We start from the raw sequence: 26,055 nt of genomic DNA, 5'->3' as shown, positions 1-26,055 counted from the left end.
ACTGGAGAAAAACATGGCTGAGAGTAGTCAGAAATTTATACAGAGAAACCGGGCGCCCCGGGTGCAGATTGAATACGATGTCGAATTGTACGGCTCGGAGAAGAAAGTGCAGTTGCCGTTCGTGATGGGCGTGATGTCGGACCTGTCCGGTAAACCGTCCGAGCCGCTGGCTCCGGTGGCCGACCGCAAATTGCTGGAAATCGACGTCGATAATTTCAATGACCGTTTGAAATCGATGAAGCCGCGCGTCGCGTTCCAAGTCGCCAATACTTTGACCGGAGAAGGCAATTTGAGCGTGGATATCACCTTCGAGAGCATGGACGACTTTTCTCCTGCTGCCGTGGCGAAAAAGGTGGCCGGTTTGGACAAAATCCTGGAGGCTAGAACCCAGTTGTCCAACCTGATTACTTACATGGACGGCAAGACCGGTGCGGAAGAATTGATCGCTAAACTGATCAACGATCCGGCCTTGCTGCAAACCTTGGCGGCATCTGCCAAACCGGCCGAATCCGGAAGCGAAACCACCGAAGGGCAAGGAGAATAAGCCATGGCAGAATTAGAATCGCAAAGCGCGCAAGGGGCAACCCAAACCCTGGAGTTCGACGATTTTTCCGCCTTGCTGGCCAAGGAGTTCAAACCGGGTACCGAGGCGGCGAATCAAGTCAACACCGCCGTAGCGACACTGGCCCAATACGCCTTGAAGGACGTCACCAAAATTTCGGACGACGCCATCAAGTCGATCCAGTCCATCATCGCCAGTCTCGACCAAAAAATCACCGAACAATTGAATCTGGTTCTGCACCACCCCGACTTCCAAAAACTGGAAGGGGCCTGGCGCGGCTTGCACTATTTGGTGAACAACACCGAAACCGACGAGATGTTAAAAATCAAGGTGTTGAACATTTCGAAAAACGAACTGGGCAAAACCCTGAAAAAATTCAAGGGTACCGCCTGGGACCAAAGCCCGCTGTTCAAAAAGCTGTACGAAGAAGAATACGGCACTTTCGGCGGCGAACCTTTCGGCTGTTTGGTCGGCGATTACCATTTCGACCACAGTCCGCAGGACGTCGAATTGTTGGGCGAGATGGCGAAAATCAGCGCTTCCGCGCATACGCCGTTCATTTCCGGCGTGGCGCCGTCGGTGCTGCAAATGGAAAGCTGGTCGGAATTGGCCAATCCGCGCGATTTGACCAAAATTTTCCAGACGCCGGAATACGCCGCTTGGCGCTCGTTGCGCGAATCGGAAGACTCCCGCTATATCGGATTGGCAATGCCGCGCTTCCTGAGCCGCTTGCCTTACGGTTCCAAAACCGACCCGGTCGAGGAATTCGATTTCGAGGAAGATACTTCAGGAGCCGACAGCAGCAAATACACTTGGTCCAATGCGGCCTATGCGATGGCGGTCAACATCAACCGTTCGTTCAAATACTACGGCTGGTGCTCGCAGATTCGCGGCGTCGAGTCGGGCGGGGCGGTGGAAGGCTTGCCGGTGCATTCGTTTCCGACCGATGACGGCGGCGTCGATATGAAGTGTCCGACCGAGATTGCAATTACCGACCGGCGCGAAGCGGAACTGGCGAAAAGCGGTTTCATGCCGTTGTTGCATAAGAAAAATACCGACTTTGCCGCGTTCATCGGGGCGCAATCTTTGCAAAAACCGGCCGAATACGAAGATCCGGACGCAACCGCCAACGCCAACTTGGCCGCGCGCCTACCTTACCTGTTCGCGACCTGCCGTTTCGCCCATTATTTGAAATGCATCGTTCGCGACAAAATCGGTTCTTTCAAGGAAAGGGAGGATATGGAGTCTTGGTTGAATACCTGGATCAGCCAATACGTGTTGACCAATCCGGCCGTCGCCACCGAGAAGGACAAAGCCAGACGGCCTTTGGCCGGCGCCGAAGTGGTGGTCGAGGAAGTGGAAGGCAATCCCGGTTATTACCAATCCAAGTTTTTCCTGCGGCCGCATTACCAATTGGAAGGTTTGACGGTGTCTTTGCGTCTGACCTCCAAATTGCCGTCGCAGAAAGGATAAATAGCGTTATTCGATCACGCCGGATGCCGTTCGGTTGGCAATGCCGGGCATTCGGCCCGCCGCGGCTAGCGGCAAGAAATTTTATAAATCCCGGATCGCCGGGACCTATAAATCCCGGGTGGCATACCCGTTTGTTTTAATGACCAAAGTGGAAAGGAGAGCAGTATGATTTTATTGAAATTTGCAACCGAAATTAAAGGCGATAGCACCGTCGAGGGCCACGCCGATTGGATCACGATCGATTCGCTGCAATGGGGCGTCGGCCGTGCGATCAGCACCAGCGGTGCCGGTAAAGACCGGGATACCAGCAATCCGTCTTTTTCGGAAGTGACCCTGACCAAAAGCATGGACGTTGCGTCCGTGGACTTGTGGATGCAGGCCATTTGCGGCAAGAGCTTGGGCACTGCGACGATTCATTTCATTCAAACCGCAGGCGCCGATACCAAACAGCAAGTCTATTTGGAAATCGAGCTGTCGGAAGCCATCGTCAGTGGCTACAGCCAAAGCAGCGGCGGCGAACGTCCCTCTGAATCGCTTTCCATCAACTTCAACCAGGCCAAAATGAAGTACAGCACCTTCGGCGAAGGCAAGTCGGCCACCGCCGGTGCATTCAAAGGCTGGGATTTGAAGAAAAACCAAGCGCTTTAATCGCCGTCCCCGGTGGCGTGCACGCTGCCGGGGATATCTTTCTGACCTATTGGAGAAGTCATGCTCACTGTTTCGCAACTGATCGCAAACGGAGAATTGGAGCCCGCTTTGCAGCAAACTCAGCAACAGATTCGGCAGAATCCGGCGGACGCCAAACTGCGGGTTTTATTGTTCCAGTTGTATTGCATATCGGGCCTGTGGGACAAAGCCCTCAATCAACTCAACGTGTTGCGCGATCTGGATGCATCCACTCTGCTGATGGTCAGTACCTACGAACAGGTCTTACAGTGCGAGGCCTTACGCAAGGAAGTGTTTGCCGGCCGTAAGACGCCGCTGGTTTTCGGCCAGCCGCAGGAATGGATGGCCCTGATGCTGGAGGCTTTGAAACTGGAAAGCGACGGCAACCACCCGCAGGCAGCGGAATTGCGCAATCTCGCCATGAATCAGGCGCCGGCGACGCCCGGTTCCATCGACGGTACTCCGTTCGCCTGGATCGCGGACGCCGACGTTCGGCTCGGCCCCTGTCTGGAAGCCATTATCAATGGCCGTTATTATTGGATTCCCTTCATGCAAATCAGCAAGATTCAGTTGGAAAAGCCGACCGACTTGCGCGATTTGGTCTGGCTTCCCGCTCATTTCACCTGGATTAACGGCGGCGAAGCTGAAGGCTTTATTCCGTCGCGTTATCCCGGTTCGGAACTGGCCGACGATGCGCGGATTCGCCTGTCGCGGCTGACCGACTGGCAGCCGGTGGCGGCAGATACCGCTCACGGCCTTGGTCAGCGTTTATTGGCAACCGATGTCGACGATTATGCGCTGTTGGATGTGCGCAGCATCGAACTGGCCGGCGCAGCGGAACCGCAGTAATGGCCGATTTGCTTCACTCCGAGCGCTTGCAGCCGTCCTTATTGGACCGGCTGACCGACGATGCGCCGGAAAATCAAAAAGAAAGCCGCGAACAACGCGTCATGTCGATGCGTCAACTCCGGCAAAGCGTACTACGCGATTTAAGCTGGCTGCTGAACACGGCGGCTTTGGAAAGCATGACCGATCTTGCCGATTACCCGTTCGTGGCGAATTCGGTGTTGAACTTCGGCTCGCCGGTGTTTTCCGGCGTTTCGGTAACCGGCATCGATGCCAAACAGATCCAGAGAAAGGTTAAGCAGGCGATAGCCAGTTTCGAACCGCGCATCTTGCCGGATTCGCTGTCGGTGGAGCTGGTGAAGGACGACGAGCAGATGAGTAACAAAGCCCTGTCTTTTACCATCGAAGGCGATCTATGGGCGCAGCCGTTGCCGATTCATTTGTTTATCCGCAGCGACCTCGATCTGGAGACTGGGGAAATGACCATTCAGGAATTGGATTGAGCGGCCATGGATCCGAAACTGCTGAAATATTACAACCGCGAATTGCAATACGTCCGGGAAGTCGGCGCCGAGTTCGCTGCCGAATTTCCGAAGATCGCCGGCCGGCTGGGCCTGGATACCTTCGAGTGTTCCGATCCTTACGTCGAGCGGTTGTTCGAAGGCTTTGCCTTCATGGCGGCACGGGTACAGCTCAAAGTCGACGCCGAATTTCCGAATTTCACCCAGCAACTGCTGCAAATCGTTTATCCGCATTATTTGTCGGCGACGCCGTCGATGGCAGTGGTGGAATTCAAGCCGGATTTCGCCGAAGCGGCGTTGGCGGAAGGCTTGACCATTCCGCGGGATACGGTGCTGCGCAGTTTGATCGCTAAAGGCGAACAAACCGCATGCGAATACAGGACTTCGCAAGCGGTGCAACTTTGGCCACTGCAACTGGCGCAATTGGAATATCTGCCCAGTTTGGCGGCCATTTCCAGCAGCGGCTTGGCGCCGGGACGGTATCCGCCGACGGTCAAGGCGGCATTCCGTATCGTGTTGCGTACGGTCGGCGGAATTAAATTCAGCAAGATGCCGCTGCAAAGTTTGCCGTTGTTTTTGCGCGGTTCCGGCAATATTCCTTACCGCTTGTACGAGCAGTTTCTGGCCAACGCGGTCGGTTTGGCCGGCAAGTTCAAAGTCGGTGCATCCCATGTTTTCGAATATGCTAACGGTCGGGTGGCGCACGGCATGGGCTTCAATCAGGACGAGGCGCTACTCAGGCAAACGCCGCGCTCGTTCGACGGTTACCGGATCTTGCAGGAATATTTCGCCTTTCCGGAGCGCTACCTGTTCGTCGAGCTGGAGCGGCTGAACCAGTTGACGGCGGTTTGCGACAGCGAGGAACTGGAACTGTTCGTGCTATTGGACCGCAGCGATTTGCAACTGGTCAACGCGCTGGACCAGAACAATTTGGCGCTGTTTTGCGCGCCGGCCATCAATTTGTTCCCGAAGCGCGCCGACCGGATCCACGTCGACCACCGCCAGTCCGAATACCATTTGGTAGTCGACCGCAGCCGGCCGATGGACTATGAGGTGTACAGCGTTAACGAGGTTTGCGGTTACGGCAACGACCAGGCCGGCGAACAGGCATTTCTACCGTTCTACGGTTCCAAGTCGGCTTACCAGAACCAAACGGAAACCGCGTTTTACGCCCTCCGCCGGACCAAGCGGGTGTTGTCGTCCAAACAGCGGCGTAAAGGCGTGCGCTCCAGCTACATCGGCAGCGAAGTGTTTATCGCTTTGGTCGACGCGGCCGAGGCCCCGTATTCCACTAAATTGGCGCAGTTGGGCATAGAGACGTTATGTACCAACCGCGATTTGCCGTTGGTAATGCCGGTCGGCTTGGGCGAGACCGACTTTACGCTCCAGATCAGCGCCCCGGTCAAATCGATCCGTTGCATTGCCGGACCGACCCGGCCGTTACCGGCAGCCTATGAGTCGGATACGGTGTGGCGTCTGATCAACCATTTATCGCTGAATTATTTGTCCTTGATCGACAGCGACCAGAAAGCAGGTGCCGCCGCGTTGCGCGAATTGTTGGGGCTTTATGCGGAAGGCAGGGAGCCGGCGATCAAAAAACAAATCGAGGGCGTGATTTCGGTCGCGTCGAAAAATGTGGTCCGGCGCATCGATTCGAAAGGACCGATGGTGTTCGGCCGCGGTCTGGAAATTTCGGTATTGCTCGACGAGTCGGCATTCGAGGGTGGCGGTTACTTTTTGATGGGTACCGTGCTGGAGCAATTTTTTGCCCGCTACGTATCGATCAATTCCTTCGTCGAAACCGCGATTCGTACTACCGATCGCGGCGAAGTGGCCAGATGGCCGGTGAGGATGGGATGTCGGCACACGTTCTGATCGACGAATTGCAACAAGCCGCTTACCGCTTCGATTTTTTCGAAGCCTTGCGCTTGATCGAAACCCTGCATCCGGACAAACCGCGTCTGGGCGAAAGCCTAAAGGCAGGGGACGATGCGATTCGCTTGTCGCAGGAGCCCGAGCTGGAGTTTCCGGCGTCCGCCGTTTCGGCCTACGTTGCGGCGGGAGGCAAATCCGCAACGCCGCGGCTGGCCGTGAACTTTATGGGGCTGTTCGGCCCGCACGGCCCGTTGCCGTTGCATTTGACCGAATATGCCCGACAACGTGCGCGCCACCACCACGATCCGACCCTGGCCCGGTTTGCCGATGTGTTTCACCATCGCATGATCAGCCTGTTTTACCGGGCTTGGGCCAACGCTCGGCCGGAAGTGCATTACGATCGGCCGCAAACCGACCGCTTCGCTTTTTACGTCGGTAGCTTGTTGGGCGTTGCCGGAGAGGCTTTTCAGCAGCGCGATGCGCTGGCGGATCGGGCGAAACTGTTTTACGCCGGCCACTTTTCCGCCCAAACCAAGCATCCGGACGGATTGCGCGCCGTGATCGCCGATGTGCTGGGACTGGGGGTCAGAATCGAAGAATTCGTCGGCGAATGGATGGATATTCAGCCGTCGGAACAAACTCGATTGGGTGCCAGTGCAGATATAGCCAGCTTGGGCCAAACCGCGTTATTGGGCGCTTCGGTATGGGGCTGCCAGCACAAATTCAAGGTCGTGTTGGGGCCGATGGCGCTGACCGATTATCTGGCGCTGTTACCGGGCGCGGTGTTGTTCGAACAACTGAAAGCCAGTGTGCGCAATTACGTCGGCGACGAATATGTCTGGGACGCACAATTGGTTTTGAAACACTCCGAAGTGCCGCCGGAATTGGCGTTGGGTGTGCCGCAGCAACAGGATAAACGCAGTATGAATGGCTATGCGCAACTGGGCTGGAGTATGTGGCTGGGGCCGCGCCACAGCGAACGCGATGCCGACGATTTATTGCTCGACCCATTTATCGCCGTTGGGGCGAACTGTTAAACCAACCTTAACTTTTGAACAGGAAATGTAGCGATGGCAGAAATTAGCCGAGTCAAGCTGTTTGGGAAATTAAACCGGGTTTGTTACAAAGCCGTCGAAAGCGCAACGGTGTTTTGTAAGCTGCGGGGCAACCCTTATGTCGAATTGGTGCATTGGCTGAGCCAATTGCTGCAATTGCCCGATTCCGACCTGCACCGGGCAATCAAGCATTACGGCCTGGACATGTCGCGGATCGCCAAAGAAGTCACAGAAGCGCTGGACAAATTGCCGCGCGGCTCGACCTCGATTTCCGATTTCTCGCCGCACATCGAAGACAGCGTCGAACGCGGTTGGGTTTACGGCACGCTGTTATTCGGCGAAAACCAGGTGCGTAGCGGCCATTTGCTGGTCGGCATGCTGAAAACCAAAGGCCTGCGCAACGAGCTAATCGGCATTTCCCGCGAATTCGAAAAATTTAAACCGGATAGCCTATCGGACGAGTTGCCAAGCGTAATTGCCGGTTCGCCGGAAGACGGTTTGGCGGCAACCGACGGTAGCCACATTGCTGCGACGCCGGGCGAGGCCAGCGGCGCGATGGCGCCGGCGGCGATGGGCAAGCAGGAGGCCCTGAAACAGTTCACCGTCGACCTGACCGAACAGGCCCGCCAAGGCAAGATCGATCCTATCGTCGGCCGCGACGAGGAAATCCGCCAGGTAATCGACATCCTGATGCGCCGCCGCCAGAATAATCCGATTTTGACCGGCGAGGCCGGCGTTGGCAAGACCGCCGTGGTCGAAGGCTTCGCTTTGAAAATCGTCGCCGGCGACGTACCGCCGTCCTTGCGCGACGTCAGTTTGCGCACCTTGGACGTCGGTTTGCTGCAGGCAGGTGCCAGCATGAAGGGCGAATTCGAAAACCGCCTGCGTCAGGTCATCGAAGAAGTCCAAGCGTCGCCGAAACCCATCATTTTGTTCATCGACGAAGCCCACACCCTGGTCGGCGCCGGCGGTGCGGCCGGCACCGGCGATGCGGCCAATCTGTTGAAGCCGGCGTTGGCGCGCGGCCAATTGCGTACCGTCGCCGCAACGACCTGGGCCGAGTATAAAAAACATATCGAGAAAGACCCGGCCTTGACCCGCCGCTTTCAAGTCGTGCAAGTCCACGAACCGGACGAAGCCAAGGCGATCCGGATGATGCGCGGCGTGGTTTCGGTACAGGAAAAACACCACCAAGTGCTGATTCTGGATGAGGCGCTGGAAGCCGCGGTAAAACTGTCGCACCGCTATATTCCGGCCCGGCAACTGCCGGACAAGGCGGTCAGTCTGTTGGATACCGCCTGTGCCCGGGTCGGCGTCAGCCAGCACGCGGTGCCGGCCGAAGTCGACGATTGTCGTAAGCGTATCGAAGCCTTGGAAACCGAACTCGCCATCATCGGCCGCGAAAAAGCTGTCGGTGTCGAAGTGGCCGGCCGCGAAGAGTTGGCCAACGAAAAATTGGCGGCCGAACGCGAGCGCTTGCTGGGTCTGGAGGAGCGCTGGAACGCCGAGAAAGAATTGGTCGGCAAAATTCTGGCGCTTCGGGGTAAATTGCGCTCGGCCGGCCATGCCGTGGATGGCGCGAACGCTACGGCTGACGAATCGGCAGCGGAACACGAGGATCGCGATGCCATGCTGACCGAACTTAAATCGCTGCAAACGCAATTGCACGAACAACAAGGCGAATCGCCGCTGATCCTGCCGACCGTCGACCATCAGGCCGTCGCTGCGGTGGTACAGGATTGGACCGGCATTCCGGTCGGGCGGATGGTCAGAAACGAAATCGAAACCGTGCTGAAATTGGCCGACAATCTGGAGCAGCGCATCATCGGCCAACGCCACGCGCTGGAAATGATCGCCAAACGGATTCAGACCTCGCGCGCAGGTCTCGACAATCCGAATAAACCGATTGGCGTGTTCATGTTGGCCGGTACATCCGGCGTCGGTAAGACCGAAACCGCTCTGGCCTTGGCCGAAGCCTTGTACGGCGGCGAGCAGAACGTCATTACCATCAACATGAGCGAGTACCAGGAAGCGCATACCGTGTCGACGCTGAAAGGCGCGCCTCCCGGCTATGTCGGTTATGGCGAGGGCGGCGTATTGACCGAAGCCGTGCGGCGCCGGCCTTACAGCGTCGTGTTGCTGGACGAGGTCGAAAAAGCCCATCCCGACGTGCACGAAATCTTTTTCCAGGTGTTCGACAAGGGTTGGATGGAAGACGGCGAAGGCCGGGTCATCGACTTCAAAAACACGCTGATTTTGTTGACTACCAACGCCGGTACCGACTTGATCGCCAATCTGTGCAAGGACCCGGATCTGATGCCGGAACCGGAAGGCATATCCAAAGCCTTGCGCGAGCCGTTGCTGAAAGTATTTCCGCCGGCGCTGCTCGGCCGTCTGGTCGTGATTCCTTACTATCCGTTAAACGACGAAATGATAGGCGCGATTGCCCGCTTGCAATTGAACAGAATCAAAAAACGCGTCGAAGAAACCCACAAAGTCCCGTTCAACTACGACGACGACGTGATCAAACTGATCGCCAGCCGCTGTACCGAGTTGGAAAGCGGCGGCCGGATGATCGATGCCATCCTGACCAACACCGTTCTGCCCAAAATCAGCGAGGAGTTTTTGACCCGGATGATGCAGGGTGCGCCGGTCGAACGAGTGAACGTGAGCGCGTCGGACGGGGATTTTCAATACGGCTTCGATTAGCGTAATGCTGAGGGACACCCTATGCATGAGCATTGTGCCCGACGAGACCGCGCCGCCACGGTTATTAGCCTCCGGCTGAAAAGCCGGTGTGTTGCCCTGAGCTTGCAGTCTAAGCCTGCGCTTCGATGGTAGTTTTATGACGCATACACCTGCGATTAGCGCTTACCTAAGGCACGGATAAAAAATATTCAATAAAAAGAGGAATTGACAATGGCCAAATTTACAAACGGGTTTCAGACCAATCATATCCGCGTCTTTGCGCCCAGCGATAACAAGGAAAAGTTGATTGACGAGGCGGTCAAGCGCCTGAACGATCGTAGCGTCCGCGCCAATTCGACCTTAGTGGTCAGTTCGTCGGAGGCACAACAGATCCTCGCCCACTGCGATTCCTTGGCCATCAGCACCCGTGAAACCGTGGTTGAAATCGCCAATACCGTTAGCTACGGCATTGTCGCCGACCGTCGCAATGATCAGGTTACCGTCTATAAGGACGTAAAGTTCAAATACATCTGGGGATGGGCCAGTCAAAGGAATGTTCGGCAAATCTTCCATCTCGAACAGGTCAGCATCTATACGACGATAGAGAAGACCATCAAGAAGTCCTATGTCGAGGATTTCCCTGCGTTGGGGTGAGGTCCGGGTTCGGTACCGGCTTTACTACGAGCAGACCTAAGGCAATCGCCTTCCCGTGAAACATCACCGCGAATCGAGCTAAACCATGACGCCCAGCGAATTATTGAATCTGATGGAATCGAGCATCATCAAGACCGGTTTTCTGCGTAACACCAGTGTCTACGGGCGTGCCGAATTGGTCGCACTATCGCCTGACCAGCAATTTAAAGGCGTCAACGACAAAGGCGCCGCTGTGCCCGTTTACAACTTGAAACAGACGGCCAACGCCATGGCGGGTTTCAAGTCGTATATCTGCGACTACACACCGGACAAAGTGCATTATCAAATTTTGGACCAGGAAGCGGACTACTGTTTTACCGTGACCATGAACGGTTGCACCTTCGGCATCGGTTCGCAAGCGGACGACGGTACGGTGATGGTTACCCACGGCAACATGAATTCGTCCGGTCTGGGCGAAGAGTACGGCGAAGCGGTCGATTCGCTGATGGGCAGCGGCACCCTATACATTACTCCGCACATGTATGCCCGAAAATCTGCGGACGAGACTCGAAAAAATCTGACGACGTTCGGTATCCGTATCAACGGCACCTGGAACTTCTTCTATCAGAAGTACGAAATCCTGGGCCCCGGCCAGATCAAGCATCTAGGTTTATTTCCGTTTAAGACCACTATGTTGACCGGCTGATAGCGATTAGAAACCGCAGCGACAGAGGAAAAAACCGGCAATCCGGAACGCCTTTAAGCAACGAATCAACCAAGCACTCGAAAACTTTAACAATTAACCGGGGTGGATACGATGTCAATGAGTAAGACACGAGTCTTGAGCACGATTTCGGGACTGAGCGCGACGAATAAGAAGTGGGGAATCTGCGGTATCAACGCTTGCATGATGTTGTTATTCGATTTTAGAGCAGGGCCGCGACGACGCGAATTGATCGACCATACCCAATTCCATACGGTGTTGATTGCGATGAGCAATTGGCTGCAAAAGATCGAGCAAAGCGGTGATCCGATCAAACAAAAAATCATCGATTTTGCTGCCGATTTCGGTATGCCCGACGGAAAACAGCTGGTCTGGGATTATCATAAAACCAAAGACCAGATCACCAAACTGTTAACTGGCGACAAATCGCAGGTGACCGAAGACAAATTGGCTGGATTGGAAATCAACCTACCGCTGCCGCCCGAAGCCATCGTGCATTTCTTGAACACAATGTATTCCGTGGACGCGGCATTTGAAGCCACGGTGAGCCAGACAGCAACCGGAATAATCGGCGTCAAGTCACCTCATGCTAAAGGTAATTCCAAATACGGCGGTCTCGGTCACTGGATTTATGGTGGCCGAGGTAAATACTACACATGGGGCGATGGCTTTGATTCGATCAAAGATATTAAGCCCTGGGATTTTGAAGCCATTTATCGGGTTTACTTGAAGAGTAATCAAAATGTCCGAACGACGACCCAAACTATCGGTTGAATTGGAGCCGGATGTTGAATATCCCGCAGGCTCGATAAAAATATCGCGCCGCCATTTTGCTGTAACACGTACACCGGTTTTTTGGCATTTTTGATTTCATTGGGGGTAATCGATCATGGGTATGCAGCATTTTTGCGCGATTGGCCATGGGGGGATTCTTGTTGACGGGACGGACGATCCCGACACATTAAACTTGCCCAATAATGTTTGGGTGGTCTTTTATGTACCGCCGGGACAAGAAATTAGTGCCGATTTAGCAACGACGCTAAAAGATGAAATTATGAAGAAAAATTTCCAGAACAAATCAGATCTCGAAGGCGGACTGTTACGACTGCGCGGAAAGCTCGGCATGAAGCCTATCGAGAAAATTACTCCTCTTACCAACTACAGTCATTTGATGCCCAGTTTCGGCACAGATTGGCCGTCCCTGATTACCGGCGGAAAAGCCGCTGACACGTTTTTGTTCGATTACGTTGTACACGGCCCCGGCCAAAAAGATGATCCGCTAAAGTACAGCTTTGGATGTTTTGCAACCAGTGGCTGGGACGGTTCTGACAAAAAAATCGCCGACCGGAAGTTTGGTTCGGATAAAGATGAGATGGCGTTGGACGAAATACTTAAATTCGCTGCCGAAATAGCGGGAAACACCAATGATACTTGCGTTGTACATTGGCTGGCTTGCCGTGTCGAAAATCGGACAGGTACGCCTTCTCCGCCGAATAAAGCGAAGACTCAGATACAACGATTTTGTTTGAACAAAGCTGCAACGAACAAAACACCTTAGCTTATTCGACTTTATTGGTTGTAAACGTCACGCATTGAGGACTGTCACAATGGCTACCTGCCTAGACTACGCAAAAATCGCAATAGCTGCTTATTACAAACGCGCCAACCAGTATTACGCCGATCCTCCCGGCCATATGGTCGACGATTGGCAGGTGCAGAAGTGGGAATCGGGGACCTGGTACGGAGACGGTTTTCAAGGCGGTATATGGTGCAACAGCTCGGACGTCGTGGTCGGTTGTTGTGGCACGAATCCGGGGCAAGCGGGAAAGCTATTTTCGGATATCGGGGCCGACCTGAGAATCGGTTTGCGTATTCTACCCAACCAATCTTCGTCGGCGCGGCAAATGCTGAAGGCCGCCAAACAAATTGCCAACGGCAGAAGAATATCGGTGACCGGGCATTCGTTAGGCGGCGGCTTGGCGCAAGTGGTCGGCGTTTGGGAAGGCGTGCCGTTCGTCACCTTTAACGCGCCGGCGATGGCCCAGGTTATCAAAGCAGCCCATGTCAATATCTTCAAGCCGCAAATGATGCTGCGGACCTGGAAATCGAAAAGCGCATCCGATTGCCCCGGCGTCAATTTCCGAATCGCCGGCGATTTGGTCAGTGTCGAGGGGGTGGCGGGCGACCATGTCGGCATGGTTGTGGATTTGCCGAATGCCACCGGCGGCGGTGCGCACGGAAAAGGCAATTGTTGGCAGGCGGTTTTGCAAACGGACTGGGCCAATATAGACCCATTCGAAGCGTTGTGAATCGGGTAGCTAACTCGGCGTGCAACGGTTAAGATTTTTACTTGGCAGATTCGTAATCGCGACAGAGAAAATCTGAAATCAGACACGTTGGAGATGGGAGACAGCATGACAACTGCGGTAAGTTTACGCAAAGTGACGATGCCTACGGCGGCGCAAATTTGCCGGGACATTCAGTTGGAGCCAGAAGCGTTACGTTGTTTGGCCGACGACTTGGCGCCGGCGGCATTTTTGCGCAACTTGATCGAACTCAAACTGTTCCCAGATGCCGTTCGGTTTCTGGCAAGAGCCTTACCCAAGCGGGAAGCAACCTGGTGGGCCTGCATCAGCGCCCGCAGTGTGGTCGGACCGGATACCAAGCCGGAAGTGGTGAAAGCCTTGGAGGCAGCCGAGTTATGGGTATTCAAACCTACCGAACCCAATCGCCGCTTGGCGAATAGCGCCGCCCACGATGCGTCGTTCGAAAATCCGGCGGCCTGGGCGGCGATGGCGGCGTTCTGGAGTGAAGGCAGTATGGCACCGGAAAACGTGCCGGCCGTGCCGCCGGCCGACAATTTGACCGGTAAGGCTGTGGCCGGGGCCGTGATGCTGGCCGCGGTACTGACGCAGCCGGACAAATCCCAGGACAAATACCAGTTCTTTCTGGAGCAAGGCATCGATATCGCCAACGGCGGTAACGGCCGCGTCTGGCAAGCGGCTTAGGGGGGGGAATGGGACAGCCTGCTGCACGCTTGACCGACATGCATGTTTGCCCGATGTTCAACGGACCGGTACCTCACGTCGGTGGGCCGATTTCAGGTCCGGGTGCGGCAACGGTTTTGATCGGCAGTATGCCTGCCGCAAGAGCCACCGACATGGCCGTCTGCGTCGGGCCGCCCGATACCATCGCGATGGGGTCGGCGACGGTATTGATCGGCAATATGCCCGCGGCCCGGATGGGCGACAGTTGCGCCCATGGCGGCACCATTATTGTCGGCTATCCGACGGTATTGATCGGTTGAGCCGCCTGGCTTAGTTATTCAACAGTTTCATTTAGGATTTCGACATGTCCCTCTCTCAAGATCAGCGGGTAGCTAAGGTGACCACGGCACTGGGTGACGGTGTTTTCGTGCTGTATCGGATGACCGGTAGCGAGGCCGTCAGCAGTTTGTTCGAATACCAATTGGAATTGTTGAGCGAAAGCGGAACCGTCGACTTGAAAGCCTTGCTCGGCACCGGCCTGACCGTGGAATTGGCGTTGGAGAACGGCGGCAGCCGTTGGTTTAACGGCATTGTTACCCGGGTCAATCAACTTGGTATGCTCGGAGATTTGTACAACTATCGGGTCTGGCTGCATCCGAAGGCTTGGCTAATGACCCGATCCAGTAATTGCCGAGTTTTGTCGCCTTCTGTCGGCGAAAACAACCAAGCGGCACCTACTACCGCTTCCGAGATCGTCAAGAGCATACTCGGCAATTACGGCATCGTGCCGACCTTGAATCTGAACGAAACCTACCCGGAACGCGAATTTTGCGTGCAATACCGGGAAACCGACTTCAATCTGGTCAGCCGATTGATGGAAGAGGAGGGTATCTACTACTACTTCCAGCACCAGAACGGCAGCCACACCATGGTGTTGTGCGACAACATGCAGGCGCACCAAGCGCTTGCCGGCAATGCCACGGTCAAGTATTACCCGCCCGATAACCAGGGTGTCCGCGACGAAGAGCATATTTTCGACTGGACTTTCAGCCGGCAAATTCAGTCCGGCGGTTACTATTTGAACGAATACGATTTCGAAGCAGTCACGTCTGACTTGAAGGTGGCGTCGTTGATTGACGGCGAGCACGCGGAATCCGGCAAGGAAATTTACGATTATCCGGGCGAATATAAAACCGCCACGCAGGGCGAGCGCTACGCCCGCTTGCGCATGGAGCAGGTTCGCTCCGAGCACGAACAGATATTTGCCGGCGGCAATGTCAGAGGATTGGCAACCGGTCTGACCTTTACTCTAGCCGAATATCCCCGCGCCGACCAAAATTGCCAATACATGGTGTTGTCGACCGATATCAGTATCCGCAACAACGGTTTCGATTCCGGCGTCGGCGGCGAAGAAGAGTACCTGTGTACCTATTCGGTGATCAAAACTGCGTATGTTTACCGGCCGCCGCGGTTGACCAGGGTCCCGGTGGTGCAGGGCGTGCAAACCGCTGTCGTGGTAGGAGCGGAGGGCGACGAGATCCTGACCGACCAATATGGCCGAGTCAAAGTCCAGTTCCATTGGGACCGGCTCGGAACTAAAAACGAGAATAGCTCCTGCTGGGTTCGGGTTGCGCAGATTTGGGCCGGTAAAAATTGGGGCAGCATGTTCATACCCCGAGTCGGGCAGGAGGTTGTCGTCGATTTTCTGGAAGGCAACCCGGACAATCCGATCATCACCGGCCGGGTCTATAACAGCGTCAACATGCCGCCTTACGGGCTGGATGCCAACAAGACCCAAAGCGGTATCAAGACGCGCAGCACGCCAAACGGTGAGGCCGGGAACTTCAACGAATTACGCTTCGAAGATAAAAAAGACGAAGAAGAAATCTATATGCAAGCGGAAAAGAACTTTACCCGCATCGTCAAGAACAACGACGTACAGAAAATAGGTTTCGAGAGGGCAGATCCCGGCGACCAAACCATAGATATTTATAACCACCGCACCGTGACGCTGGATCAGGGTAACGACAAGTTGACGGTCAAGACCGGCAACCGTACCGTCGAGATCAAACGAGGTAATGACGAATTGACCGTCAGCTCCGGTAACCGTACAGTTAGTTTAGGATCGGGCAATCTGACGGTAAAGCTGGATAAAGGCGCCATTCTCGAAGAAGCCGAGCAATCGATAGAACTCAGAGTCGGGTCGAGCAGTATCAAGCTCGATCAAAGCGGCGTGACGATCAAAGGCATGACCGTCAAAATCCAAGCCGATACTCAAGCGGAATTGAAAGGCTTGCAGACTTCCGTCAACGGCGACGGCACGTTGACGCTGAAGGGCGGTGTGGTCATGATCAACTGACGCACCACTTCCGACGCCGGTTTTAGCCTATTGGTTGCGATCTTATAATGCTTTGATTTTTTAAGGTTTTTGGCTTGCTTGGCGCAGTCGGGCGCCGCGATGCGGCCGCGTCCCGGCAAAAAATACTAAGCCATTGAATTAAATGTGCTTTTAAATTCGGAATAATTCTTTATTATAATGCTAGGTAATTAGGTTGGACCCGGTCCGCACCTAGTCACTGCTGCTGTTCAATCAATCTGGAGAATTAAAGATGAGTTTTGAATTACCTGCATTACCGTACGCCAAAGATGCTTTGGCGCCGCACATTTCCGCCGAAACCATCGAATACCACTACGGCAAACACCACCAAACCTACGTGACCAACCTGAACAATCTGGTTCCGGGTACCGAGTTCGAAGGTTTGTCTCTGGAAGAAATCGTCAAAAAATCGTCTGGCGGCGTGTTTAACAACGCAGCGCAAGTCTGGAACCACACTTTCTACTGGAACTGCCTGTCTCCCAACGGCGGCGGCGAACCTACCGGCGGCTTGGCAAACGCGATCGAAAGAAGCTTCGGTTCGTTCGAGAAATTCAAAGAAGAATTCACCAAATGCGCCGTCACCACGTTCGGTTCAGGCTGGGCATGGCTGGTGAAAAACGACAAGGGCGGTCTGGAACTGGTCAGCACCAGCAATGCCGGTTGCCCATTGACCGACGGCAAAACTCCGATTTTGACCTGCGACGTTTGGGAGCACGCCTATTACATCGATTTCCGCAACCTGCGCCCGAAATACTTGGAAGCGTTCTGGGCCTTGGTTAACTGGGAATTCGCCAGCGCCAACTACGAAGCCTAAGCTTTAACCCGGCGCGGACCGGCGTCCTCACAGGCCCGCCCGCGTCGACCCTCGAGCCCGGTTTACCGGAGCCAAATTTCCCTTCCATAACCTTTCTCAAGCCGGACGACTAGCGTCGGTCCTGGTTTCGGCTTACCGCTTCAGCCAAACTTTCTCCAAACTGGTCTGTAAAAAATCGTCCGGCCGCAGGGCTTTCTCGGTCAAAAACAACAAGCGTTGTGCCACCAGTTTGATATCGACGAACGGGCAGACGCAGCGGTAAATGAAAGATTTAATTCAGGGCGTGCGGCTCCCGCCTTTTCATCGGCGGGAATAAGCGCGACGGTGAAGCCGTCTTGCCACGATTCGAGATAGCCAATCCGGCGAAAAATAAACGCCAATTTCCGCACCAGATTCGCGCTAAGGCATACGCCGCCGGCTTCGAATTGCTCGAGTCCGGCGGCTGCGGAACGGTTACTGGTTGGCGAAAAACGCTGCCAGCGCCGTAGCGCGGTCGGCGGCTACGGTTTGCGCATGAGGCCGGCTTTCGATCAGTTGCATATAACTTTCGATGCCGGGGATATGGCTGTTAACCAAGTTTTCGCCGTAAATTTTTTGGGTGGCGAAACCGACCAGTTGCAGATGCGGCCAGGCGACGACGTCGGCGGCGGTAAACGAATCGCCCAGCGCGTAAGGCGCCAGCTTCAACAATTTGGCCAAGCCGGTCAAACCGGTGTCGAGTTTTTGCCGGACTTCGTCCTTGGTTTCTTGCGACACGCTGCCGCCGAAAAGCGCTTCGGCATACAGGCGGCGGGCAATCAGCTCCACGTTCAGTTCGATATGCTGGATAAACTCGCGGCATTTACCGCGTTCGAAAGCGTTGGCAGGAAACAGCGAATGTTCAGGAAACGCGTCTTCCAGGTATTCCAATATCGCTTGCGATTCGGACAAATAGCCTTCCGGGGTTTTGATGAACGGAACTTTGCCCAGCGGCGACCGTTTCAACACCGCTTCGTTTTGGCTCGGGCGCACCGCTTCTTCGACGAAGGCGATTTCCTTTTCCATCAAGGCCAGTTTGACTTTGTTGTAATAGTTGCTGATTGCTATGCCGTATAAAGTGATCATCGAATTATCTCCATCAAGTAAAAGTGCTTTAAAACAGACCGGTCAGTCTGTTGCAATAATACAGACCGGTCGGTATAGTTTCAACTCCGTTTTTGCAAATATCCGCGTATGGCCCGAAATCTTCAGCAACATATCCTCGACGTCGCTTCGGAGCTGTTTTACAGCCAAGGGATTAAGGCCACCGGCGTCGACGCCATCGTCAAGGCCGCCGGCACGACCAAGATGAGCCTGTATAAATACTTTCCGTCCAAGGATGATTTGGTGGTCGCGCATTTGAGTAAGAGCCGTGTCAAGTTGCAGGGCATCATCGAGGCGGAATTGGCCCAATCCGGCGCCGATCCGCGGCGGAAATTGCTGGCCGTATTCGATGTGTTCGAACGGCTGCAAGCCAGCCCGGCGTTTCGCGGTTGCCCGTTCATCAACGCCTCGGCCGAATTCGCCGACGCCGGCAGCCCGGTGCAGCAGGCGGCGGCCGATTTTTCCGAAGGCTTTCGCCGCTTGTTGGCGACGCTGGCCGCCGAGGCCGGCGCCCGCGACCCCGACAGTCTGGCCAAGCATTTATCGATGCTGATTGCCGGCGCGCTGGTGCGGGAGCAGATGCAGCGCGGCTCGGCGCCGATGCGCTCGGCCCGCGAGGCCGCCGAAGTTTTGATCGGCCATGCCTGTGCGCCGTCCGGTCCCGCCGAACCGGCCTAAACGCATACAATAATCCCACCGGCCGCGCCGCGGCCTTCGTCGACACAATCGATCAATGTCTTTACGCCAACTCGTTTCCCAAACCGCGGTCTACGGCCTGAGCAGTATTGTTGGCCGGTTCCTGAATTACCTGCTGGTGCCGCTTTACACCTATACCTTCGGCACCGGCGAATACGGCGTCGTCTCCGAGTTTTACGCCTATGCCGGATTTTTTGCGGTGTTGCTGGTATTGGGGCTGGAGACCGGCTATTTCCGCTTTCGGCAGCGGCCGGAGTTCGACGGCGAGCGGGTTTACCGCAATGCGTTGAGTCTGTTGCTGCTCGCCAATTTGGCTTTGGTCGGGGCCGTCTGGTACTGGCAAGAGACGTTGGCGGCTTGGTTGCAATACCCGCAGCATCCGGAATATGCGGTCTGGTTTACCTGGATACTGGCGCTGGATGCGTTGTCGGCCTTGCCGTTCGCCAAACTGCGCGCCGAGAACCGGGCTTGGCGTTTTGCCGGGATTAAAATGGCCGAGATTTTGGTCGCCATCGGCCTGAATTTGCTGTTGTTACTGCTGTGGCCGAAACTCGCGGCACTATGGCCGGATAGCGCGATTGCCGGGTACTACGACCCGCAAGTCGGCGTCGGTTATATCTTTATCGCCAATCTGGCGGCCAGTGCCGCTAAGTTGCTGATGTTGTTGCCGCAATTCCGTGCCGTGCCGTTCGGCCTGGAGTGGGCGGTGCTGGCGCCGGTGCTGCGCTATTCGCTGCCGATGATCGTGATCGGTCTGGCCGGTATGGTCAACGAGATGTTGGACCGGGCGATATTGAAGCAACTGTTGCCGTACGATCTGCAAACCAATCTGCAGCAGTTGGGCATCTACGGCGCCTGTTACAAGTTATCGATCCTGATGACGCTGTTCGTGCAAGCCTTTCGCTATGCCGGCGAACCTTTTTTCTTCTCTTACGCCGGCCGGGCCGACGCCAAACGTGCTTATGCGTTGGTGATGCAGTATTTCGTCATCGCCGGCGTGTCGATTTTTTTATTGGTGGCCTTATTCATCGACCTGTTTAAATATTTTATCGGCGCCGAATTTCGCGAGGGCTTGGTCGTCGTGCCGATTTTATTGATCGCGAATTTGTTGCTCGGCATCTACGTCAATCTATCGGTTTGGTACAAACTCAGCGACCGCACCGGGCTGGGCGCCTGGGTGTCGTTGGCCGGCGCCGGCGTCACCGTGGCGTTGAATATCCTGCTGATTCCGCAGTACGGCTATATCGGCGCCGCCTGGGCCACGCTGGTTTGCTACGGGTTTATGGTACTGCTGTCCTGGGGCTTGGGCCGGATTTACTATCCGGTCGACTATCCTCTGGCCAAGATCGGGTTTTACTTCGCGTTGGGTTTGAGCCTGTATTTCGCCGACCGTTACGCGGTGGCGCAGTATCGATGGGACGTCTGGCTCTGCGGCAGTTTCGGCATGCTGATTTATCTGGCGCTAGCCTACCGGCTGGATCTGCAGCCGGTGCTGCGCAAGCGGCGTAACTAGCGGGTCAAGCCGCCGAGGACGTTGTCGGCGATGTCCTGGTGCAGTTCGGCGAAGTCTTGCTCGCTAAGGCCGACGAAGTTCAGGATCAGGTCTTGGATTTCCAGCCATTCGTAATCGGGCTGGTAGCCCCAAAACAACTTATCGATATGTTCGGCCATTTTCAGGATCGCCAGCAGGCTCAATTCGCTGGGGTCGCCGCGGTCGCGTGCGGCGAAGCGTTCCTTGACCTGGTGGTGGTCGCGGATCACATTGGCGATGCGTTTATCCAGGCCCCAGGCTCGGGCCAGGTAATAACCGAGTACGGCGTGCTCGACCTGGTATTGGCGGTCTTCGGCGGCGCAGATCGACTGGTCCGCCGCGTTGATGTGTTGCGACATGAACTCGGCATAGCCGGCAAAGTGCTGGGTCAGCAAAGGGTGGCCGGCGTTATGGAACAAGCCGAGCATGTAGGCCTCGTCAGGCCGCGAATAAAACACCGCGCGGGCTATCGCGGCCGCGGCCATCGCCACGTTCAGCGGCGAATCCCAAAAATTGGGCGGGTTGGCGCCTTCTGTCTCTTCGAACACCCGCCGCAACGCCAGACCGGCCACGATATTGACGATATTGCGCAGGCCGAATAGCGAGGTGGCGTGTTGGATCGACACGGCTTTGGTGCGTAAGCCGAAATACGGCGAATTGACGCTGCGCAATACCAGCGCCGACAAGCCGATGTCCTGCGCCAGTATCTCGGCGACCGTCTCCAGCTCGGGCTCGTCTTTCTGCAATTCCTTGTGCAGCTTATCCAAAACGTGCGGCGCCGGCGGGATTTTGATGTTTTTTAAAGCTTTGCGGACCAGTTCGTCTTCGGCATCCTCTGTCATTGCGGCGATGAGTCCTTGTTCGTTAAAAAAAGCGGGGAGGGGCGGGATTGGCGCCGCGCTGCCGCCCGGTGCAGTATTTGCTCGCGGCTGGCGTTATCGGCGTTGCTCCAGTTGCGGATCTCGTCCAGCGAGCGGAAACAGCCCAGACAGATGTCGCTGTCGTCCAGGCAGCAATTTCGGACGCAAGGGGACGGAACGGGGGTATTGTCGAGCATCGTCTCAGCCTTCATCCGAAAAACCGCTGGGCTTGCGCCACATCCAGGCCGATTTGCCGCTTCAGTGCGTCCAGCGAGTCGAAGCGGATTTCGTCGCGCAGCTTGTGCTTGAAATGCACTTCGACGTAATGGCCGTAGATGTCCTTATTGAAGTTGAACAAATGCGTCTCCAGTACCACTTTGGCGCCGCCGTCCACGGTCGGCCGCGAGCCGACGTTGGCGACGCCCTGGTATTCCTTGCCGTCCAGTCCGGTCATCGTCACTGCGTAGACGCCGACGATGGGGGTATTCTTGCGTTGCATGCGCACGTTGGCGGTTGGAAAACCCAGCTCGCGGCCGCGCTTGTCGCCGTGGGCGACCCGGCCGCAGACCGAATAATCACGGCCCAGCATTAGTTTGGCCTGGGCCAGATCGCCTTCGCCCAGCGCGTCGCGGATCAAGGTGCTGCTGACTCGTAGCCCGGCCAGCTCGAAGGAATGGCTATCTTCCACGCTAAAGCCGTACGTTTCGCCGCGATGCTGCAATAACGCGAAATTGCCGCGGCGGGCCTTGCCGAAATGGAAGTCGTCGCCGACCACCAAATGCTTGACGTTCAGCCGGCGGACCAGGATGTCGGCGATGAATTGCTCGGCGTCGCAATCGGCCAGGCTACGCTTGAACGGCATCACCAATAATTCGTCGATCGGCAGTTTGGCGAATTGGATGGCTTTCTCGCGTAAGCGGGTCAAGCGGGAAGGCGCGTGGTCGGCCAAAAAATATTCCAGCGGTTGCGGTTCGAACACCATCGCCACGGTCGGCAGTTGCAGCCGGCGGCCGTGCTCGGCCAGTTTTTCGATCACCAGGCGGTGGCCCAAATGCAGGCCGTCGAAATTGCCGATCGTCAAGACACAGCCGTTGCGCAACGGGTCGAGATGGTTCAGCCCACGGATTAGACGCATGATCGCTAACGAGTCAAAAGGCCTATTCTACCAGCATGCACCGGTGCCGGCCTATCTCGCTAGCGCCGCTTGTCTGCCTGCAACGGCAGCGGTTTGCGCCGCGCTGGCTTTTCGGAGGCTTGCGGCTAGACTTGGACCACCTTAACCAATTTCCGGGGGCTCAGTATGGCTACCAAACCGACCAATACCTTGTACAACCACAACTCGACCGCCAAGCCGAGCGTGATCAGTAAGAATCTGTTATCGGGTGACGTCAAAGACGAAGATTGCCCCTGGGTTCAGGTCGGCCAGCTATACCTGTCGGTGACGATAACCGGCGAAAACTCCTGGCTGCCGCTTGTTGCGTTGTTGCGCTCTCAAGGCCATAAAAATTTCAAAGTGTTTTCCGGGCGCCACGGCGACATCCCGAATATCGTCGATAGAAAGGGTATGACGCTGAACGTTTTTGCCAAAGAGCATATCGACGAGGACAACCGGGTCAGGGCCAAGGCGCTGAAAGAGTTTACCGATATCACGGTCGATATCATCGATACCCAGCAAAGCAAAACCGGTCAGGCTAAATGGCTGCAAGAAGAAACCCAAAAACACCTGAAGTCCAATATCCCGGTGATTTACGCCTGGTGTTATTCGCTGTTTACGATGTGCGAATTCAGTATGCCGGCGGTTGGCGACTCGTTGAAACTGTACGAGAAAGTGGAATACGTCAACGCCCAGAATACCGAATTGAACAAAACCATCGCCGAACTGGTGCTGACTTATTTTCCTTGGGTCCTGAAGGGCTAGCGCCGGCAGCCATGCCGGCAAATTAAGCCGTCTTTCCGGCGGGCGCCGCTGCGTTTTGTCACCGCCGGCAAAATTCTTAAGCACGATAGCGGCCCCGGCAAGGTTCGGATAGTGCCGGCCAAGGCCGCGAGCGCTTTTTGTAGGCCCGCTCGTCGGAGGGTTGCGTTTCCGTTGGCGCTCAAATGCCCGATTTATTAAGATGGGTCTTTGAAATCGGGCTGGAGGCGAACGATGGCTACATTATTCTGGTTGCAGACCGGCGCCTGCGGCGGCGATTCTTTGGCTATTTTGTCGGCCGAAACGCCGAGCTTGGAGCAGTTGTTGACCGACCACGGCGTCGAACTCCTCTGGCACCCCTCGCTATCCCACCAGCCGATGAGCCAGCACGATGCGATCTACCAGCGCATCGTCAGCGGCGAGCAAACGCTGGATATTTTATGTGTGGAAGGCAGTATCGTCACGGCGCCGCGCGGTACCGGACTGTACGACAGCTACCGCGGCCGGGCGAAAATGGAGATGGTGCGCGAATTGGCGCAACAGGCCGGCGTCGTGGTGGCGATGGGCACCTGCGCCGCGTTCGGCGGCGTGCATGCGGCGGCGCCCAATCCCAGCGACTGTATCGGCCTGCAATTCGACCGCGACCGGCCGGGCGGTTTGCTGCCGCCGGAATGGCGCTCCCGGCGCGGTTTACCGGTAGTCAACGTTGCCGGCTGCCCGGCCCATCCGCATACGATGACGCAAACCCTGGCCGGTCTGGCCGCCGGATGGCCGCTGCCGTTGGACGGTTTGAACCGGCCGCAGGCGTTTTTCAACACCATCGTCCATCAAGGCTGCACCCGCAACGAATACCACGAATACGACATCGAGGAACTGGAGCCCGGCGGCCGCGCCTGTCTGTTTTTCAATTTGGGTTGCCAGGGGCCGATGACGCAAGCGGTTTGCAACAGCGACCTGTGGAACGGCGTCAGCAGCAAGACCCGGGCCGGCGTGCCGTGCTTCGGTTGTACGTCGCCGACCTTTCCGCGCGAAGCCGATTTGTTCAGTACCCCGAAAATCGGCGATATTCCGGTGCGGCTCCCGCTCGGAGTCGAGCGCGCCCGCTACATGGCCTACAAAAATCTGGCGCGGGCCGCGGCGCCGGCTCGGGTGCGCGATAAAGAGATGGACGTCTGATGGCTAGAGTCGAGCTCAATCTGAGTCTGAACCGGGTCGAAGGCGATCTGGAAATTGCCGTGGTGTTGGAGGACGGCGTCGTCGCGGAAGCCCGCACCGTCGGCACGCTGTACCGCGGTTTCGAACAAATCATGCTGGGCCGGGCGCCGCGCGACAGCTTGGTGATCACGCCGCGGGTTTGCGGCATTTGCGGTACCGCGCATCTTTATTCGGCGGTGCTGGCGCTGGAGCAAATCTGGCAGGTGCCGGTGCCGCCGAATGCGGTGCGAATCCGCAACCTGTGCCTGATCGCCGAGGGCATACAAAACGACCTGCGCCAGACCTTTCTGTTTTTCGCGCCGGATTTTTGCAATCCGCGTTACCGGGACCAGGCCTGGTTTGCCGAGTTGACCGAGCGTTTCGAACCGTTCCGCGGCTCGATTTATCGGCAGACTCTGGCCCAAAGCCGCAAGGCGGTCGAGGTCGTCGCCCAATTCGGCGGGCAATGGCCGCATTCCTCCTACATGCTGCCGGGCGGCGTCACGATACCGCCCGATTTGCGGCGGATTTTGGCCTGCCGCGCGGTGTTGGACGATATCCAGCATTGGTACGAACAGGTTATCGTCGGTGCGCCGCTCGACGAATGGTTGGCGTTGGACAGTGCCGATGCCTATTTCGAATGGCTGGAAACGCCGGCCCATGCCGATAGTGCGCTCGGCTTGTTGAGCCGTTGCGCCCGCTCGCTCGGGTTGCACGGCATGGCGGCCGGGACCCGGCACATGTTGAGTTTCGGCGCGTGGTGCGATCCGCAGCAGGCGTCGGGCCGGCTGCTGCCGGGCGGCTTCTACGACGGCGACAGTGCCACGCTGAGCCCCTTCGACCAGCAATTGGTCAACGAACACGTGCGCCACTCCTGGTTTCGGCCTTACCCGGGCGGCCGGCATCCGCTGAACGGCGAAACGGTGCCGGATTTTCAGCCCAACAGCGACCGCTATACCTGGGCCAAGGCGCCGCGCTACGGCGACAAGGCGGTGCAGACCGGGCCCCTGGCGGAACTGCTGATCGGCGGCGATGCGCTGATTCGGTCGCTGCATGCGGCGGAAGGCGGCAATGCCTGGCTGCGCCAGTTCGCCAGAGTGCGCCGCATCGCTTACGAATTGGCGGGAGCCCGGCGCATGTTGGAAGAATTGGCTGCCGACATCGGTCAGCCGCATATCCTGAATCCGGCCAAATCCGCCGAAATCGACGGCGAAGGTTTCGGCCTGATCATGGCTGCCCGCGGCGCGTTGGGCCACTGGCTGAAAATCGAAGACGGCGTCATCGCCCAATACCAAATCGTCACCCCCACCGCCTGGAACGCGTCGCCGCGCGACAGTAACGGCCTGCCCGGCCACTGGGAGCAGAGTCTGGTCGGCGTGGCGGTGCAGGACCCCGACGATCCGATAGAAATCGGCCATATCATCCGCTCGCACGATCCCTGCCTGGTCTGTACCGTGCATATGTTGGACAGCGGAAAAAAGTTGCGTTTCGCGCCTTGATTCCCGCCTATTGCCGC

Annotated in this window: 26 protein-coding genes; 22 read left to right on the top strand and 4 right to left on the bottom strand. The window is 56.4% G+C overall.

Translation table 11 applies throughout. The features are described 5' to 3' along the window. The first annotated feature begins 13 nt into the window (after positions 1-13). The 17 genes from tssB (at position 14) to sodB (ending at position 17,221) form a co-directional block, all read left to right on the top strand. A complete protein-coding gene (gene tssB / locus MKFW12EY_RS20150) occupies positions 14-544 on the top strand; it encodes a type VI secretion system contractile sheath small subunit (RefSeq protein ID WP_064023008.1) in 531 nt (176 codons plus the stop codon). 3 nt (positions 545-547) lie between these two features. Beyond that, positions 548-2,035 carry a type VI secretion system contractile sheath large subunit gene (tssC, locus tag MKFW12EY_RS20145; RefSeq protein ID WP_064023007.1) on the top strand — a complete coding sequence of 496 codons (1,488 nt, stop codon included), beginning with the start codon at positions 548-550 and terminating at the stop codon, positions 2,033-2,035. Between the two features lie 165 nt (positions 2,036-2,200). Next, positions 2,201-2,683 carry an Hcp family type VI secretion system effector gene (locus MKFW12EY_RS20140; RefSeq protein WP_054761039.1) on the top strand — a complete coding sequence of 161 codons (483 nt, stop codon included), beginning with the start codon at positions 2,201-2,203 and terminating at the stop codon, positions 2,681-2,683. Positions 2,684-2,743: 60 nt separating this feature from the next. Then, on the top strand, positions 2,744-3,550 hold the full coding sequence (locus MKFW12EY_RS20135; RefSeq protein WP_064041197.1) for a type VI secretion system accessory protein TagJ: 807 nt from the start codon (positions 2,744-2,746) through the stop codon (positions 3,548-3,550). After that, positions 3,550-4,050, top strand: coding sequence for a type VI secretion system baseplate subunit TssE (gene tssE, locus MKFW12EY_RS20130; RefSeq protein ID WP_064023005.1), 501 nt, complete (start codon positions 3,550-3,552; stop codon positions 4,048-4,050). The genes MKFW12EY_RS20135 and tssE overlap by 1 nt, the downstream gene beginning before the upstream one ends. Before the next feature lie 6 nt (positions 4,051-4,056). Further along, positions 4,057-5,943 carry a type VI secretion system baseplate subunit TssF gene (tssF, locus tag MKFW12EY_RS20125; RefSeq protein WP_221053647.1) on the top strand — a complete coding sequence of 629 codons (1,887 nt, stop codon included), beginning with the start codon at positions 4,057-4,059 and terminating at the stop codon, positions 5,941-5,943. Further along, on the top strand, positions 5,925-6,980 hold the full coding sequence (tssG, locus tag MKFW12EY_RS20120; RefSeq protein ID WP_245006363.1) for a type VI secretion system baseplate subunit TssG: 1,056 nt from the start codon (positions 5,925-5,927) through the stop codon (positions 6,978-6,980). Before tssF ends, tssG begins: the two co-directional genes overlap by 19 nt. A 33-nt stretch (positions 6,981-7,013) precedes the next feature. Beyond that, entirely contained in the window at positions 7,014-9,707 is a 2,694-nt protein-coding gene (gene tssH, locus MKFW12EY_RS20115) for a type VI secretion system ATPase TssH (RefSeq protein WP_054761041.1), read from the top strand. Positions 9,708-9,917: 210 nt separating this feature from the next. Then, positions 9,918-10,340 carry a hypothetical protein gene (locus tag MKFW12EY_RS20110; RefSeq protein WP_054761043.1) on the top strand — a complete coding sequence of 141 codons (423 nt, stop codon included), beginning with the start codon at positions 9,918-9,920 and terminating at the stop codon, positions 10,338-10,340. Between the two features lie 85 nt (positions 10,341-10,425). Further along, the gene (locus tag MKFW12EY_RS20105) at positions 10,426-11,025 is read left to right on the top strand and encodes a hypothetical protein (protein ID WP_221053646.1); all 600 of its coding nucleotides are present in this window, start codon (positions 10,426-10,428) and stop codon (positions 11,023-11,025) included. 117 nt (positions 11,026-11,142) lie between these two features. Further along, on the top strand, positions 11,143-11,817 hold the full coding sequence (locus MKFW12EY_RS20100; protein ID WP_157205582.1) for a hypothetical protein: 675 nt from the start codon (positions 11,143-11,145) through the stop codon (positions 11,815-11,817). Between the two features lie 115 nt (positions 11,818-11,932). Then, the gene (locus tag MKFW12EY_RS20095; RefSeq protein ID WP_054761051.1) at positions 11,933-12,601 is read left to right on the top strand and encodes a putative adhesin; all 669 of its coding nucleotides are present in this window, start codon (positions 11,933-11,935) and stop codon (positions 12,599-12,601) included. 49 nt (positions 12,602-12,650) lie between these two features. Further along, the gene (locus tag MKFW12EY_RS20090; RefSeq protein WP_054761053.1) at positions 12,651-13,352 is read left to right on the top strand and encodes a Tle-like phospholipase domain-containing protein; all 702 of its coding nucleotides are present in this window, start codon (positions 12,651-12,653) and stop codon (positions 13,350-13,352) included. A 105-nt stretch (positions 13,353-13,457) separates the two neighbouring features. Further along, positions 13,458-14,051: a DUF6931 family protein gene (locus tag MKFW12EY_RS20085; protein ID WP_054761069.1), complete on the top strand. Its 594-nt coding sequence runs from the start codon at positions 13,458-13,460 to the stop codon at positions 14,049-14,051. An 8-nt stretch (positions 14,052-14,059) separates the two neighbouring features. After that, positions 14,060-14,350 (top strand): PAAR domain-containing protein, encoded by a 291-nt coding sequence (locus MKFW12EY_RS20080; RefSeq protein ID WP_054761055.1) that lies wholly within the window; start codon positions 14,060-14,062, stop codon positions 14,348-14,350. A 44-nt stretch (positions 14,351-14,394) separates the two neighbouring features. Continuing rightward, the gene (locus tag MKFW12EY_RS20075) at positions 14,395-16,389 is read left to right on the top strand and encodes a type VI secretion system Vgr family protein (RefSeq protein ID WP_221053645.1); all 1,995 of its coding nucleotides are present in this window, start codon (positions 14,395-14,397) and stop codon (positions 16,387-16,389) included. Positions 16,390-16,639: 250 nt separating this feature from the next. Further along, positions 16,640-17,221 carry a superoxide dismutase [Fe] gene (gene sodB, locus MKFW12EY_RS20070; protein WP_054761057.1) on the top strand — a complete coding sequence of 194 codons (582 nt, stop codon included), beginning with the start codon at positions 16,640-16,642 and terminating at the stop codon, positions 17,219-17,221. Positions 17,222-17,674: 453 nt separating this feature from the next. On the opposite strand, the gene MKFW12EY_RS20065 is transcribed toward sodB, so the two are convergent. Beyond that, positions 17,675-18,325, bottom strand: a complete 651-nt coding sequence (locus MKFW12EY_RS20065; protein ID WP_054761061.1) for a glutathione S-transferase family protein — start codon at positions 18,323-18,325, stop codon at positions 17,675-17,677. A 108-nt stretch (positions 18,326-18,433) separates the two neighbouring features. On the opposite strand from MKFW12EY_RS20065, the gene MKFW12EY_RS20060 reads away from it, so the two are divergent. Together MKFW12EY_RS20060 and MKFW12EY_RS20055 are read left to right on the top strand one after the other, a co-directional pair. Then, the gene (locus MKFW12EY_RS20060; RefSeq protein WP_064022998.1) at positions 18,434-19,021 is read left to right on the top strand and encodes a TetR/AcrR family transcriptional regulator; all 588 of its coding nucleotides are present in this window, start codon (positions 18,434-18,436) and stop codon (positions 19,019-19,021) included. 55 nt (positions 19,022-19,076) lie between these two features. Further along, positions 19,077-20,552 carry an MATE family efflux transporter gene (locus MKFW12EY_RS20055; RefSeq protein WP_054763448.1) on the top strand — a complete coding sequence of 492 codons (1,476 nt, stop codon included), beginning with the start codon at positions 19,077-19,079 and terminating at the stop codon, positions 20,550-20,552. Here MKFW12EY_RS20055 and MKFW12EY_RS20050 read toward each other — a convergent pair. Genes MKFW12EY_RS20050 through ribF form a run of 3 tightly spaced genes read right to left on the bottom strand, consistent with a single transcriptional unit; the run spans position 20,549 to position 22,565 of the window. Continuing rightward, positions 20,549-21,412 (bottom strand): HDOD domain-containing protein, encoded by an 864-nt coding sequence (locus tag MKFW12EY_RS20050; RefSeq protein WP_064022996.1) that lies wholly within the window; start codon positions 21,410-21,412, stop codon positions 20,549-20,551. The two genes, MKFW12EY_RS20055 and MKFW12EY_RS20050, sit on opposite strands and share 4 nt — an antisense overlap. Then, entirely contained in the window at positions 21,409-21,627 is a 219-nt protein-coding gene (locus MKFW12EY_RS20045) for a DUF1289 domain-containing protein (protein WP_054763453.1), read from the bottom strand. The genes MKFW12EY_RS20050 and MKFW12EY_RS20045 overlap by 4 nt, the downstream gene beginning before the upstream one ends. Positions 21,628-21,638: 11 nt before the next feature. Next, a complete protein-coding gene (gene ribF / locus MKFW12EY_RS20040; protein WP_064022994.1) occupies positions 21,639-22,565 on the bottom strand; it encodes a bifunctional riboflavin kinase/FAD synthetase in 927 nt (308 codons plus the stop codon). A gap of 165 nt (positions 22,566-22,730) precedes the next feature. Between ribF and MKFW12EY_RS20035 the strand changes: the two genes are divergently transcribed. From MKFW12EY_RS20035 to MKFW12EY_RS20025, 3 genes are all read left to right on the top strand, one after another. Beyond that, positions 22,731-23,348, top strand: coding sequence for a hypothetical protein (locus MKFW12EY_RS20035; RefSeq protein WP_054763451.1), 618 nt, complete (start codon positions 22,731-22,733; stop codon positions 23,346-23,348). A gap of 231 nt (positions 23,349-23,579) precedes the next feature. Beyond that, positions 23,580-24,521 (top strand): NADH-quinone oxidoreductase subunit B family protein, encoded by a 942-nt coding sequence (locus MKFW12EY_RS20030; RefSeq protein WP_054763452.1) that lies wholly within the window; start codon positions 23,580-23,582, stop codon positions 24,519-24,521. Then, the gene (locus tag MKFW12EY_RS20025) at positions 24,521-26,038 is read left to right on the top strand and encodes a nickel-dependent hydrogenase large subunit (protein WP_221053644.1); all 1,518 of its coding nucleotides are present in this window, start codon (positions 24,521-24,523) and stop codon (positions 26,036-26,038) included. Before MKFW12EY_RS20030 ends, MKFW12EY_RS20025 begins: the two co-directional genes overlap by 1 nt. Positions 26,039-26,055 lie beyond the last annotated feature (17 nt).

Origin of the sequence: Methylomonas koyamae, assembly GCF_019669905.1 — a bacterium.
GTDB lineage: Bacteria > Pseudomonadota > Gammaproteobacteria > Methylococcales > Methylomonadaceae > Methylomonas > Methylomonas koyamae.
The sequence above is the reverse complement of the archived record's forward strand: the minus strand, read 5'-3'. Positions and strand labels throughout refer to the sequence as shown.

Excerpts from the sequence above, each read along its gene's own strand:
- MKFW12EY_RS20075 (WP_221053645.1), top strand. The coding sequence starts at position 14,395 with ATGTCCCTCTCTCAAGATCAGCGGGTAGCTAAGGTGACCACGGCACTG.
- MKFW12EY_RS20100 (WP_157205582.1), top strand. The coding sequence starts at position 11,143 with ATGAGTAAGACACGAGTCTTGAGCACGATTTCGGGACTGAGCGCGACG.
- tssB (WP_064023008.1), top strand. The coding sequence starts at position 14 with ATGGCTGAGAGTAGTCAGAAATTTATACAGAGAAACCGGGCGCCCCGG.
- MKFW12EY_RS20135 (WP_064041197.1), top strand. The coding sequence starts at position 2,744 with ATGCTCACTGTTTCGCAACTGATCGCAAACGGAGAATTGGAGCCCGCT.
- tssG (WP_245006363.1), top strand. The coding sequence starts at position 5,925 with ATGTCGGCACACGTTCTGATCGACGAATTGCAACAAGCCGCTTACCGC.
- MKFW12EY_RS20095 (WP_054761051.1), top strand. The coding sequence starts at position 11,933 with ATGGGTATGCAGCATTTTTGCGCGATTGGCCATGGGGGGATTCTTGTT.
- MKFW12EY_RS20045 (WP_054763453.1), bottom strand. The coding sequence starts at position 21,627 with ATGCTCGACAATACCCCCGTTCCGTCCCCTTGCGTCCGAAATTGCTGC.
- ribF (WP_064022994.1), bottom strand. The coding sequence starts at position 22,565 with ATGCGTCTAATCCGTGGGCTGAACCATCTCGACCCGTTGCGCAACGGC.
- tssH (WP_054761041.1), top strand. The coding sequence starts at position 7,014 with ATGGCAGAAATTAGCCGAGTCAAGCTGTTTGGGAAATTAAACCGGGTT.
- MKFW12EY_RS20105 (WP_221053646.1), top strand. The coding sequence starts at position 10,426 with ATGACGCCCAGCGAATTATTGAATCTGATGGAATCGAGCATCATCAAG.
- MKFW12EY_RS20065 (WP_054761061.1), bottom strand. The coding sequence starts at position 18,325 with ATGATCACTTTATACGGCATAGCAATCAGCAACTATTACAACAAAGTC.
- MKFW12EY_RS20050 (WP_064022996.1), bottom strand. The coding sequence starts at position 21,412 with ATGACAGAGGATGCCGAAGACGAACTGGTCCGCAAAGCTTTAAAAAAC.
- MKFW12EY_RS20090 (WP_054761053.1), top strand. The coding sequence starts at position 12,651 with ATGGCTACCTGCCTAGACTACGCAAAAATCGCAATAGCTGCTTATTAC.
- MKFW12EY_RS20110 (WP_054761043.1), top strand. The coding sequence starts at position 9,918 with ATGGCCAAATTTACAAACGGGTTTCAGACCAATCATATCCGCGTCTTT.
- MKFW12EY_RS20035 (WP_054763451.1), top strand. The coding sequence starts at position 22,731 with ATGGCTACCAAACCGACCAATACCTTGTACAACCACAACTCGACCGCC.
- sodB (WP_054761057.1), top strand. The coding sequence starts at position 16,640 with ATGAGTTTTGAATTACCTGCATTACCGTACGCCAAAGATGCTTTGGCG.
- MKFW12EY_RS20080 (WP_054761055.1), top strand. The coding sequence starts at position 14,060 with ATGGGACAGCCTGCTGCACGCTTGACCGACATGCATGTTTGCCCGATG.
- tssE (WP_064023005.1), top strand. The coding sequence starts at position 3,550 with ATGGCCGATTTGCTTCACTCCGAGCGCTTGCAGCCGTCCTTATTGGAC.
- tssC (WP_064023007.1), top strand. The coding sequence starts at position 548 with ATGGCAGAATTAGAATCGCAAAGCGCGCAAGGGGCAACCCAAACCCTG.
- MKFW12EY_RS20055 (WP_054763448.1), top strand. The coding sequence starts at position 19,077 with ATGTCTTTACGCCAACTCGTTTCCCAAACCGCGGTCTACGGCCTGAGC.
- MKFW12EY_RS20085 (WP_054761069.1), top strand. The coding sequence starts at position 13,458 with ATGACAACTGCGGTAAGTTTACGCAAAGTGACGATGCCTACGGCGGCG.
- tssF (WP_221053647.1), top strand. The coding sequence starts at position 4,057 with ATGGATCCGAAACTGCTGAAATATTACAACCGCGAATTGCAATACGTC.
- MKFW12EY_RS20140 (WP_054761039.1), top strand. The coding sequence starts at position 2,201 with ATGATTTTATTGAAATTTGCAACCGAAATTAAAGGCGATAGCACCGTC.
- MKFW12EY_RS20060 (WP_064022998.1), top strand. The coding sequence starts at position 18,434 with ATGGCCCGAAATCTTCAGCAACATATCCTCGACGTCGCTTCGGAGCTG.
- MKFW12EY_RS20030 (WP_054763452.1), top strand. The coding sequence starts at position 23,580 with ATGGCTACATTATTCTGGTTGCAGACCGGCGCCTGCGGCGGCGATTCT.
- MKFW12EY_RS20025 (WP_221053644.1), top strand. The coding sequence starts at position 24,521 with ATGGCTAGAGTCGAGCTCAATCTGAGTCTGAACCGGGTCGAAGGCGAT.